The following is an 11,911-nucleotide window of genomic DNA, read 5'->3' on the forward strand; positions in this document are numbered from 1 at the left end:
GTTGCCCCATCATTGCCCCCTTGCCCGGCCCCTGCGGGCAGCCCCCCCGATAGCGGCCCCCTGCACTGCTCTTGAGAAGAGGCGCTTACTCCATGACTGGTCTGGTTCAGCACTACCACCGCTCTTCGTTGACGGCCAAGCTGGCCACCGCTTTTGCGGTGGTGCTCCTGATGGCGTCCCTGATCAGCATGCTCGGGCTGTACACGGTGGGAAAGGTGAGCCACCAGATCGAGGACATGTACGAGAACGAGCTGCAAGGCATCTCCGATGCGCGGGCCGTGCAGTTCTTCTATGCCGACATGGAGCGTTCCCTGCGCGATGCGCTGCTGACCAACGATGAAGCGGACCATGCCAATGCCATGCGGCAGCTGGACAAGGCGCATGCGGACATCAGCCGTGAAGTGGCGGAGCTGCGCAAACGCATCGTCCAGGAGGACAACCGGCGCAGGCTGGCGGCATTCGACCAGAACTATGCCGCGTACCGCCTGGCCCTGGAGCACATGCTGGAGCTGGCCCGCCAGGGCCGCCTGAACGAGGCCCGGCTGCGCATTTCCAGCCGGGAATTCAGGACGATGGGCGACACCGTGGGCCAGGCCATGGAGGCCATTGCCACCTCCAAGGAGCAGAGTGCCCGCGCCACCCTCAAGGCGGTGCAGGTGCTGGCCGATGAAACCCGGCTGCGCGGCATGGTGCTGCTGGCACTGGGCGGCTTGTCCAGCGTGCTTCTGGCCTGGCTCATCGTCCGCTCCATCCGCGTTTCTGCGGCGGAGCTGCGCACGGCCGTGGAACGTATCGCCGCAGGCGACCTGGAGCAGCAGGTGCCCCACACCGCCTACCAGAACGACGTGGGCGCCCTGGCGCGCGCCGTGACAGTGCTGCAGGGTTTTGCGCGCGAGCTGGAAGTACAGCGGTGGGTGAAGGCGCACACCGCCTCGATTTCGGCGGAGCTGCAGGCCACCCGCACCTTTGCCGAACTGGCGCAGCGCTTCTTCACCTTGACTGCGCCCTTGCTGGGCGTAGGGCATGGGGTGCTGTATCTGCACGAAAAGGCGCAGCGCCGGTTGCGCCTGCTGGGGGGCTTTGCGCAGTGCGCGGGCCAGTCCCAGGAGCCGTACATTCCGCTGGGCCAAGGGCTGGTGGGGCAATGCGCCGTGGAGCGCAGCCCCATTGTGCTGACCAATCCCCCGGCAGACTATGTGCGCGTGGGCTCTGCACTGGGGGAGGCGGCGCCGCGCTCCATCAACGTGCTGCCCGTCATGCGGGGGGATGAACTGCTGGGCGTTCTGGAGATCGCCAGCCTGGAGCCCAGCGCCCCCGGCCGCCAGGCGCTGCTGGATGCCCTGATGCCGTCGCTTGCGGCCAATCTGGAGATCATGGAGCGCAATCTGGCCACCCACCAGTTGCTGCAGGAAACCCAGGCCCAGGCCCGGACGCTGGAGCGGCAGGCCGACGAGCTGGCACGGCAGAAGGACGCGATCAAGGCCACCGAGACCTGGTACCACAGCATCATCGAATCCTCGCCCGACGGCATGCTGGTCCTGGATCCGGAAGGCTGCATCTCTTTGGCCAACCCCCTGGTGGGAACGATGTTCGGTTATGGGGAGGAAGAGCTGATCGGCATGCCCATTGCAACGCTGATCCCCTTCTATGCGCGGGATGGGTATGCCGCACAGCGGGATAGCTTTGCCCAGGAAGGCGGCTCCCACCTGATGGGCGCTGACGGTATCCGTGTGTACGGCCTGCGCAAGGATGGGACGGAAATCCCCATCGAGCTAGGGATCTCCCGCCTGCCCGATGTGGGCGGCCGGGGCGAATGCGTGTGCGCCTCGGTGCGCGATGTGACGCAGCGCCACCGCGCCGAGGACGAGGTGCGCCGCGCCCGCGAACTGGCCGAGGAAGCCACCCGCGCCAAAAGCGAGTTCCTGGCCAATATGAGCCATGAGATCCGCACGCCCATGAATGCCATCATCGGCATGTCGCACCTGACCTTGCAGACCACGCTGAACGCCAAGCAGCGCAATTACATCGAGAAGGTCAACCACTCGGCGGAAAACCTGCTGGGCATCATCAACGACATCCTGGATTTCTCCAAGATCGAGGCCGGCAAGCTGTCCATGGAGAAGGTCGACTTCAAGCTGGCGGACGTGCTGGACCATGTGGCCGACCTCATCGGCATCAAGGCCGAGGATCAGGGTCTGGAGCTGCTGTTCAATACGGCGTCCGGCTTGCCCGCCACCCTGGTGGGCGACCCGCTGCGGCTGGGGCAGGTGCTGGTCAATCTGTGCAGCAATGCGGTCAAATTTTCTGAGCGCGGCGAAGTCATCCTGGGAACGGAAATGGTGGCCCAGACGCCCGACGAAGTGGAGCTGCACTTCTGGGTGCAGGACTCGGGCATCGGCATGACGCAAGAGCAGTGCACACGGCTGTTCCAGTCCTTCAGCCAGGCCGACAGCTCCACCACCCGCCGCTATGGCGGGACCGGTCTGGGGCTGGCGATCTCGCGCACCCTGGTGGAGCTCATGCAGGGCCGCATCTGGGTGGAGAGTGCGCTGGGGCATGGCTCCACCTTCCACTTCCACGCCCGTTTCGGCCTGCAGCCCGACCCCACACCCCAGCGAATGTTCGACTCGCAGGAGCTGCTGGGACTGCGCATCCTCGTGGTGGACGACAACGCTGCCGCGCGCGAGATCCTCTCGACCATGGCTCGGAACTTCGGCCTGGAGGTGGATGTGGCCCGGGACGGCGATGAATGCCTGTCCCTGGTCCGGCAGGCCAACGAGCGGCAGCTTGCCTACGACCTGGTGCTGATGGATTGGCGCATGCCCCGGATGGACGGCGCCGAAGCCGTGGCGCGGATGCAGTCCTCCCACGGAGGGGACGCACCGGCCGTCATCATGGTCACGGCCTTCGGGCGTGAAGAGGCCATGACGGCCCTGCAGACCCGGGGAGCACATGTCAATGCTGTGCTCACCAAGCCCGTCACACCATCCACCCTGCTGGAAGCCGTGGGAGAGGCGCTGGGCAAGGGCCAGCTGGTGCAGTCCCGTGCCGCAACCAGGGAACAGGGGCAGAAAGAGCATTTGCAGCAGTTGCAAGGGACACGGGTGCTGCTGGTGGAGGACAACGAGCTGAACCAGGAACTAGCGCAGGAGCTGCTGCGCAATGCAGGCATCGACGTGGTGGTGGCCTGCAATGGCCAGGAGGCCTTGGACTGCCTGGCACAGGATCCACGCTTCGATGCGGTGCTGATGGACTGCCAGATGCCCGTGATGGACGGCTTTGTCGCCACACAGAAGATCCGCGCCCAGCCACGGTTGGATGCCCTGCCCATCATTGCCATGACGGCCAACGCCATGGCGGGGGACCGGGAAAAGGTGATCGAGGCCGGCATGGTGGACCACATCCCCAAGCCCCTGCGGGTGGGCGAGATGTTTGCCTGCCTGGCCCGCTGGATCGGCCGCCCGCTTACCGGCCCGGAGGCTGGTGCAGGCCCGCCACCGGGGACCCCAGGCGGGGCGCCCCCTCCGCCCCTGGCTGGAGCGCCGTCATTGCCGGCTGTGCCGAAACGCTCGGAACTGTCGGAGCTGCCCAAACTTCCCGGGGTGGATCTGGCAGCAGGTCTGCACATCGTGCAGCAGGACGCCCGCCTCTACCGCCGCCTGCTGGGCCTCTACGCCCATGAGCAGGCAGGTTTTGCGGCCGCCTTCACGGCAGCCGTGCAGGCAGGCGATGCCCCGCTGGCGACGCGCCTGGCCCATACGCTCAAAGGGGCGTCTGGAACCATTGGCGCCCAGGCCCTGGCCACTGCGGCTGCGGGGCTAGAAGCGGCATGCCAGACCACTCCTTCCAGGACCGGTGTGCTGCCTCTGCTGGGCCAGGTGGAGGCGCTGCTGCAGCCCCTGATTGCGGCCCTGGAGCAGTTGCCACGCCCGCAGGGTATTGCACAGGCAACGGTGTCCGCCGTGCAGCCCCCGCATACACGCTCCGCCGCCACGGCGACGATGCTGCAGGGCTTGCGTCAACTTCTGCAGGACAGCGATGCCGAAGCCGTCGACCTGCTGCAGGCGCTGACGCAGCGCCTGGCCGCGGAAGCCGATCCGCTGGCGGCGCAACTGACCCCGGTGGCGCGCGCGATCGACCGGATCGACTTCACGGCGGCCCTGGCAGCCCTGGACCAGGCCCAGGCCCAAACCTTGTAGGCGCACACCATGCACACGCTCCTACGCACTCTTCTGCCCGTGATGGCCGCTGCGGCCCTGGCGGGAGCGGGGTCCGCCCATGGCCGGACGCTGGCAGAGATTCGCAACACGGGGGAGCTGCGCGTGTGCGTGGCCGGATCCAGCGCGGACTTCTACCGCACCAACGCCCAGGAATTTGCCCGCTACCTGGGGGTGCCCGCCAGGGTGGAAAACCTGCCCTCCTGGGATGCGCAGTTCGTCAACGCCCAAGGCGTGGTCCAGCGCGATGCGCGTTACGAAGCCGCGCCGCTGGCCTCGGGCCGCTGCGACCTGTACCCCAACGATCTGCACATCACCCCGTGGCGCGAACAGAAGATGGTGCTGGTGCCGTATTTCTCGACCCGCAACGTGGTGGTGGCGCGGCCAGACGCGCGCACCATCCTGCGCAGCCCGGACGACCTTGCCGGGCGCACAGCGGCCGTGCAGGCCGGCACGGCGTATGAGGGATGGCTGCGCAGCTACAACGCCACCAACAAAAATACGCCCATCACCATCCACCCCCTACCGACCGCACAGGCCATGCAGGCGGTGGCACAGCGCCGTGCCGACTTCACCGTGATCGCCGCCGAGTCGGCCTTCAAATGGGTCCGTGACGATCTGGACAACCTCGATCTGCTGTTTCCGGTGGGGGAACTCACACAGGTTGGCTGGGGCATTTCCCCGAATACCCCGGATCTGGAGCAGACACTGAGCGCCTTCTTCAGCCAGAGCCGCCGCGTCGGGTCGGGCCTGGATATCTCCTGGCGCAACAAGTACGGTGTGTCGCTGATGGAGTACCAGATGTACTCAGCCTCCTTCGACACCGACCACCAGTGGCGCGATCTGCTCGTGACCTGGGGGATTCCTGCAGGTTCGGCACTGGCGGGGCTGCTGCTGGCCATGGCCTTCTGGGCCCGACGGCTTCACCGCGAGGTGGCCCGCCACCGCCTGACCGTACAGGCGCTGCGCGAGAGCCAGCAGCAGATGCACGACGAAGCCGCGCGCGGCCAGGCAGTTTCCGATCTGCTGCGGGGACTGCAACTGGTGGATTCGCTGGAAGCCTTCGGCCAGGTCACCCTCAGGGAACTGGCACGCCATCTGCCGCTGGGCCAGAGCCTGATTGCCGTGGTGGATGGAAGCGATCAGCGCCTGCAGGCCCTGGCGCACTATGCCGGCACGGCCGCCACGCCCTCCCAGGCGCTGGCCGATTTTCCGATGACCACCGGGCTGATGGCCCGCTGCGCCAGCACCGCCGAACCCGTGCTGGTGGAGGCCCCGGGTCCGCAGTACCTGCGCATCCGCTCCGGCCTTGGCCACTGCACACCAGCGTCTCTTCTGCTGGTGCCGATACGGCATGCCGGCCAGGTGGTTGCCGTCATCGAAATGGCCAGCACCCAGCCTTTGACCCCTGCACACCGGGAGCTGCTGGCGGCACTGGAGCCGATTGTGGCCACCGGCATCCACCGGCTGCAGAAAGAGACTGCCTCCGCACCACCGCACACCGACTCGCACCGTGAAGCATGCTGCTGAGCCAGCGCCCTGCCAGGGGGCGCAGCAAAAGCTGCAAGCCAACATTCCCCGTCGAATGCCTGCGGGCTGTACAAGATGGCGCGATCTGGCGCGGGCCAGCGAACACCCTCAGGCCAGCTGGTGCAGCTTCTTCCACTTGCGGATGCGGACCCGCGCATTGGCGTTGGGGGATGATGTGTTGAACTGGATCATGCGCCCCAGTGTGTATTTGCCATACCAGGGCGCGCCGTACAGCTGTGCATCGCTGCAGGCTTCCACCAGCGCCACGATGCGCGCGTGCACCTGGGCCAACTGCTGCTGCAGCGCCGGGTAGTCCTGGTGCGCGTGGTCGGCGTAGAACTTCTGCGCCAGCAGCCCCAGTTCATTCCACTGGTAGCCCGTCTCCGGGAAATCGACAGACTCCCCTTGGGCCTTGCGGTCACACCACTTGAGCACCAGCAGGTTCCAGCCGACCAGGTAGGCCACCAGATCCGCCGGGCTCATGCACGTGCCTTGGGCATGGCCTTCCATCGTGGCTTCATGGGCGCGCGCATCGGGGATGGTGCACAGGTCCGCCCACAGCCTGGCATGCGTGGTCCGGATGGCCTCCAGCAACTCCTGTTTGTTTTGTGGAACGCCCACCCATGCCCCCCTTCTCTCAGCCGCTGAAGGGAATGCGGTTCAGGCGGCTGGCATGCACAGCCATACCCATGGTCAGCACGGCGGTGGCCACCACGGCCGCCTTGGCGCCGCGCTGCCACACCAATGGCCCGGCATACTGGCCGGCGGACTTCCATGTGGCCCGCCACCACCCAAAGGCATAGAGCAAGCCGAATTGCCAGGCCGTTGCCTGCATATAGGGCAAATGGGTGGCCAAAGCGTACATGGCCAGCATGCACGCGCCGCCTCCGCCCAGGCCAAAGCCCCAGAACACGGTGCGCAGCGGGTAGTTGCCGGCAAGGTAGCCTGTCAGCCCCGTGGCGTTCTGGCGGGACTTTGGAAGTGCTTTGCTCCTCATGCGGGCAATGTAACAGGCGCTCACAAACAGCCGGGAAATCCAATGCACACAGCGACCACCGCTGCAGGCACCGTACAGCCTGGGGCCCCATCTCAGTCGAGGCATGCCGCAGGATCGACCGGCGTGATGGCCAACATTCCGGCAGGATGGGAAGGCCGTGGAGATAACGAAAGAGCGCATGGCGCTGCAAAGTCCCGCGTGCCCAATCGCTGGCATAATCAGCGGCTACCCTGAAAGCACGGGAGGGGGAATACGGCGCGCTGCGCTCCACCCACCGTGATGGCCATCCCCTAGAGGGCATTTCAGACAGTTAACCAAGCGTGTGGCGTTAGCTCAGTTGGATAGAGCAACAGCCTTCTAAGCTGTGGGTCACTGGTTCGATTCCAGTACGCCGCACCACCGCTGCCAAGCCGTACCGGTTCGCCGGTGCGGCTTTTTTCATGCCCCGGTCCTGCGTACGGCGCACGGACCCGCACCCGGGATGCGGCATGCCCTGGCTGCAGGCGCTGCCGGCGGGCCCTGACAGCGCCTTATGCGGCGGGCGCGTGCTCCACCAGGGGGTGCAGGCTGCCATCGGCCGCCACCAGCGCATTCACCGCAGCACCGCCTTGCACCGGCACGCCCAGGAACACGGCTTCCCAGCCGGGGCGCAGCACGTAGTTCATGGTGTCGTTGACCAGTTTGCGGGTGTCGTTGAGTTCGCGCAGCGCGGCGTCGGTCAGCTCAAAGCGCTGGGGATATTGTTGGCTGTGGGCGGTCCAGTGCTCCCGGAGCGCGGCGACCATGTGGTTGTAGAGGGCTGACATGGAGGCAAGTCTAAACGCAGACGCGGCGCCCCCTGGGAAACGCAGCACACGGGGAGGCAGCGCCCCAGGCGACGGGCTGCACCACCGCACCGGGATGCCCCAGGTCGCAAAACAGGTCGCAGAACGGGGCGATTCGACGGTACTCCGCGCCGTCAGTTCTGAGCCACAGCAACGGGCGGCTTGAGCATCTCGATGTGGGGGATGCCGTCCTCGTCGTAGATCTCACCCACCGGCAGGAACCCCAGCGAACCATAGAACTTGTGGAGATGGGCCTGGGCCCCGATGCGGATGCCTGTTCCAGGGAACTTGGCTTCGGCAAACGCAATGGCTTCTGTGACCAGCGCACGGCCAATCTGCAGCTTGCGGTACTGCGCCACCGCCATGACACGGCCGATGGACGGCTCGCAGTACTTGACGCCGGGATCGACGACACGCGCATAGGCGGCCAGCTCGCCGTCCAACAGGACGGACAGATGCCAGGACTGGGTGTCTGCGCCATCCGCTTCCTGGTACGCACAGGCCTGCTCCACCACGAACACGGCTTCGCGTGCCTGGATGATGTTGTACATCTCCAGCGCGGAGAACGACTCCATGCGGTTCCATTTGAACTTCAGATCCATCTCTCTTCTTTCCTCTTTCCTCATTTTTTGGGAGGGTAGCTGTGCCCATCACCGGTAGTGGCTCTTGATCACCAGGTAGCGTGCGGTCGCATCCGCCGGGTTTTCAAACGTTTGTTCCTGGGTGGTGGACACCCTGGCGCAATCACCGGGCTGCAGCTCGTAGAGCACTTCTGCACAGCGCAGATTCAACCGGCCCGCAAGCAGCAACACCTGGTCGTCTGAATGCAGGCTTTCGGTGGCCGCGAAGGTCACGGTCTTGTGCGCGGGCAGCTCCACGGCCACGACTTCCGTGGCGCTGTCATCCCCTGGCGGCGATACCAGCCGACGGATATAGCCCGTCTCCGGATCCACCCAGTGCGGCTGCTCCTGCATCCTGCGCACGGCGGTGGTGGGGGTGCGCGGCTCGCTCATCAGAGCCGACAGGCTCAGCCCCATGGCATCGGCAATTTTGGACAGCAGCACGGCCGTGGGGGTGCTCTGCCCCCGCTCGATCTTGGAAATCATGGCGCGGCTGACGTCCGCCATCCCGGCCAGCTGGTCGAGCGTCAGCCCCCGTCGGTTGCGCTCTTCGCGGACACGGCGGGGTATCAGGTGTTCAGGGGAGGAGTGGGTTGCCATGCCATCTACTATAGTAGAAAATCTACTTTAGTGGAATTTTCTGATTGTCATGTTTTCAAATTCAACCGTCGCTCCAGTGCTGGCCCTGCTCCTGAACTGTGTAGTCTGGGGGGTCTCATGGTGGCCGCTGAAGCAGCTGCAGGGCATGGGGATGCACCCGCTGTGGGCCACTGCGGTCATCTACCTGGTCGTGGCGGTCGTGGTCGCTGTCTGGCGCCCCAGCGCGGTGCGCTTGCTGGCCCGAACGCCCGCACTGTGGTGGATATTGATGGCCTCGGGCTTCACGAACGCGGCATTCAACTGGGCGGTCGGAATAGGCGATGTGGTGCGGGTTGTCCTTCTTTTCTATCTCATGCCGCTGTGGTCACTGCCTCTGGCCAGACTGCTGCTTCAGGAACGCATGACGGCGCCAGCAGTGCTGCGTGCGGTGCTGACGGTGATCGGTGCGGCCTTTGTTCTGATGCAGCCCGGTGCCAGCACGGACACCAGCCCAGGCAGCCCTGCCCAGCCGGTGCTTGCGGATGTGCTGGCGACGCTTTCCGGATTTGCATTCGCGCTGAACACGGTGATGCTGAGGCGCGGTGCCGCGTTGCCCAGCGAAGGCCGCGCCATTGCGATGTTCCTTGGCGGGGCAATGGTTGCGGGCACTGCGGCCATCGCCTTCTCTTGCGGAGCGGCTGCGGCAACGATGGAAGTGAGTTTTCCGTCGGCATCCGGCCCCTGGCTGGTGCTGGTGGCGGGCCTCGCGGTGGCTTTTCTCGCCTCCAACCTGTGCCTTCAATACGGGGCGGCACGGCTTACGGCCAGAGTGACCGCCGTGGTCATGCCGTGTGAAGTGGTGTTTGCGGCGGTCACCGCCGTATGGTGGGGCGGTGCCGCAGTGCATGCAGGGCTGATGGTCGGCGGGGCGCTGATCCTGTCGGCGGCGTTTGCCAGCGTTCTAGGACGGCGGTAAGCACGGCTGGCTGCGGAGCCTGTGCCCAGACACCCCGACGCAGTGCACTCAGGGCCCGCGATGCCGGGTGGTGCTGCGTCACCCGATGCCCAAGGGGCGGTCTGACCGAACTCCGGGCCAGACCAGGCCCCACCCACGCCGCTACCTCCAGCGGTTGTTTTGGCAGCGGGCTTTGCTTCATTTCAATAATTCAACTATTATTGAAATATGAATGAAGACCAAGTCATCCAATCCCTGGCCGCACTGGCCCATGCGGTCCGGCTGCGCGTGTTCCGTGCGCTGGTGGTGGCCGGTGCAGGCGGGCTGACGCCTTCCGTGCTGGCCGAGCAGCTGGACGTGGCCGGCACCGCCCTGTCCTTTCACCTGAAGGAACTGGTGCGCGCCGGTCTGGTGACGCAGGAGCGCTGCAGCCGCAACCTGATCTACCGCGCGGCCTACGCGCAGATGGATGCCGTGCTGGGCTACCTGACCGAAAACTGCTGCGCCGGCGCCGACTGCGGCCAGTCCGTGGGCAGTTGCTGCCCCGGCGACGACGCCGCCACCTCCAACCCCTCCGCTTGAGGCTGACCCCATGACCACCCACATCCTGGTGCTGTGCACCCACAATTCCGCCCGCAGCGTGCTGGCCGAGGCCATGTTCAACCACTGGGCCCGGCAGTTGGGCATAGACGCCCAGGCCCACAGCGCCGGTGCCGCGCCCAGCGGCCGGGTGCACCCGCAGGCCCTGGCGGCGCTGCGCGCGGCCGGGGTCGATGTGTCCACCCTGTCCAGCAAGCACATGGATGCGTTTGCCCAGCCCGGTGCGCCGCAGATGCGCGTGGTCATCACGGTGTGCGACAGCGCGGCGGCCCAGCCCTGCCCGATCTGGCCCGGCGCCCCCGTGCGTGCGCATTGGAGCTACCCCGACCCTTCCGCCGCCCCGCCCGAGCAGCAGGCCCAGCGGTTTGAGCTGACACGCCAGGCCCTGGCCTACCGCATGCTGCAGCTGGTGCAGCTGCCGTTTGCCCAACTGGATTCCGCCGCACTGCAGCCGCTGGTGGCGCGCATCGGAGCGAACTGAGATGACCGCCCCGATGCCTGCCACCGAGACCTCCACCACAGCCGCCCCGGCCCCACGTGCAGCGGCCCGCCCGGCCCTGGGGGTGTTCGAGCGCTATCTGACTTTGTGGGTGCTGCTGTGCATTGCCGCTGGCGTGGCACTGGGCCATGCGCTGCCGGGGCTGACCGCCGCGGTGGCCCGCATGGAAGTGGCCCAGGTCAACCTGCCCGTGGGGGCGCTGATCTGGGTGATGGTCATCCCCATGCTGGTCAAGATTGACTTTGCCGCGCTGGCGCAGGTGAAGGCGCATGCCCGCGGCATGGGGGTGACGCTGTTCATCAACTGGGCGGTCAAACCGTTTTCCATGGCGCTGCTGGCGTGGCTGTTTGTGCGCCAGCTGTTTGCACCCTGGCTGGATGCAGCGCAGATCGACAGCTATGTGGCCGGCCTGATTCTGCTGGCCGCCGCGCCCTGCACGGCCATGGTCTTTGTCTGGAGCCAGCTGTGCAAGGGCGACCCGTATTTCACGCTGTCGCAGGTGGCGCTGAACGACGCCATCATGCTGGTGGCCTTTGCGCCCATTGTGGCGCTGCTGCTGGGCATGTCGTCCATCACCGTGCCGTGGGACACGCTGCTGGCCTCGGTGGTGCTCTACATCCTGGTGCCGGTGGCCCTGGCGCAGGCGCTGCGCCGCCACCTGCTCAAGCAGGGTGAGGCCGCCTTCCAGCGTGCCACGGCAGTCATGGGCCCGCTGTCCATGGCTGCGCTGCTGCTGACGCTGGTGCTGCTGTTTGCCTTTCAGGGCCAGTCCATCCTGGCCCAGCCCGTGGTGATTGCGCTGCTGGCCGTGCCCATTCTGATCCAGGTGGTCTTTACCGCCGCTTTGGCCTACGGGCTGAACCAGCGGCTGGGGGTGGCGCACTGCGTGGCCGGGCCTTCGGCACTGATTGGCGCCAGCAATTTCTTTGAACTGGCGGTCGCCACGGCGATTGCCCTGTTCGGCCTGCACTCGGGCGCCGCACTGGCCACCGTGGTCGGCGTGCTGATTGAAGTGCCCGCCATGCTGGCCGTGGTGGCGGTGGTGAACCGCAGCCGCCGCTGGTACGAAGGCGGAGCCGCCTGAGCCAGT

The 11,911-nt window shown here is 66.2% G+C and carries 11 protein-coding genes and 1 tRNA gene; 7 read left to right on the top strand and 5 right to left on the bottom strand.

The genetic code is table 11. The annotated features are described in order from the left end of the window. Positions 1-92: 92 nt before the first annotated feature. On the top strand, positions 93-4,199 hold the full coding sequence (locus CT3_RS13785) for a response regulator (RefSeq protein WP_066533482.1): 4,107 nt from the start codon (positions 93-95) through the stop codon (positions 4,197-4,199). Between the two features lie 9 nt (positions 4,200-4,208). Then, complete coding sequence (locus tag CT3_RS13790) at positions 4,209-5,747, top strand: GAF domain-containing protein (protein WP_083520252.1); 1,539 nt, start codon at positions 4,209-4,211, stop codon at positions 5,745-5,747. 108 nt (positions 5,748-5,855) lie between these two features. Here the strand turns inward: CT3_RS13790 and CT3_RS13795 are convergent, their stop codons facing one another. Together CT3_RS13795 and CT3_RS13800 are read right to left on the bottom strand one after the other, a co-directional pair. Then, entirely contained in the window at positions 5,856-6,368 is a 513-nt protein-coding gene (locus tag CT3_RS13795) for a ClbS/DfsB family four-helix bundle protein (protein WP_066533490.1), read from the bottom strand. A 16-nt stretch (positions 6,369-6,384) separates the two neighbouring features. After that, complete coding sequence (locus CT3_RS13800) at positions 6,385-6,744, bottom strand: hypothetical protein (protein ID WP_115594645.1); 360 nt, start codon at positions 6,742-6,744, stop codon at positions 6,385-6,387. 322 nt (positions 6,745-7,066) lie between these two features. Between CT3_RS13800 and CT3_RS13805 the strand changes: the two genes are divergently transcribed. Beyond that, a tRNA-Arg gene (locus CT3_RS13805) sits at positions 7,067-7,143 on the top strand. A 131-nt stretch (positions 7,144-7,274) separates the two neighbouring features. Here CT3_RS13805 and CT3_RS13810 read toward each other — a convergent pair. From CT3_RS13810 to CT3_RS13820, 3 genes are all read right to left on the bottom strand, one after another. Beyond that, on the bottom strand, positions 7,275-7,550 hold the full coding sequence (locus CT3_RS13810; protein WP_066533495.1) for a hypothetical protein: 276 nt from the start codon (positions 7,548-7,550) through the stop codon (positions 7,275-7,277). 152 nt (positions 7,551-7,702) lie between these two features. Next, complete coding sequence (locus CT3_RS13815; protein ID WP_066533497.1) at positions 7,703-8,170, bottom strand: GNAT family N-acetyltransferase; 468 nt, start codon at positions 8,168-8,170, stop codon at positions 7,703-7,705. A 48-nt stretch (positions 8,171-8,218) separates the two neighbouring features. Then, positions 8,219-8,788: a helix-turn-helix domain-containing protein gene (locus tag CT3_RS13820; RefSeq protein ID WP_083520253.1), complete on the bottom strand. Its 570-nt coding sequence runs from the start codon at positions 8,786-8,788 to the stop codon at positions 8,219-8,221. Positions 8,789-8,837: 49 nt separating this feature from the next. Between CT3_RS13820 and CT3_RS13825 the strand changes: the two genes are divergently transcribed. The 4 genes from CT3_RS13825 (at position 8,838) to arsB (ending at position 11,905) form a co-directional block, all read left to right on the top strand. Continuing rightward, positions 8,838-9,743 carry a DMT family transporter gene (locus CT3_RS13825; protein ID WP_066533501.1) on the top strand — a complete coding sequence of 302 codons (906 nt, stop codon included), beginning with the start codon at positions 8,838-8,840 and terminating at the stop codon, positions 9,741-9,743. Between the two features lie 207 nt (positions 9,744-9,950). Further along, complete coding sequence (locus CT3_RS13830; protein WP_066533503.1) at positions 9,951-10,304, top strand: ArsR/SmtB family transcription factor; 354 nt, start codon at positions 9,951-9,953, stop codon at positions 10,302-10,304. A 10-nt stretch (positions 10,305-10,314) separates the two neighbouring features. Continuing rightward, entirely contained in the window at positions 10,315-10,803 is a 489-nt protein-coding gene (locus tag CT3_RS13835; RefSeq protein ID WP_066533504.1) for an arsenate reductase ArsC, read from the top strand. A gap of 1 nt (position 10,804) precedes the next feature. Further along, complete coding sequence (arsB, locus tag CT3_RS13840; protein WP_083520254.1) at positions 10,805-11,905, top strand: ACR3 family arsenite efflux transporter; 1,101 nt, start codon at positions 10,805-10,807, stop codon at positions 11,903-11,905. Positions 11,906-11,911 lie beyond the last annotated feature (6 nt).

The sequence above is a fragment of the Comamonas terrigena NBRC 13299 genome (genome assembly GCF_006740045.1).
Taxonomy (GTDB): Bacteria; Pseudomonadota; Gammaproteobacteria; order Burkholderiales; family Burkholderiaceae_C; genus Comamonas; species Comamonas terrigena.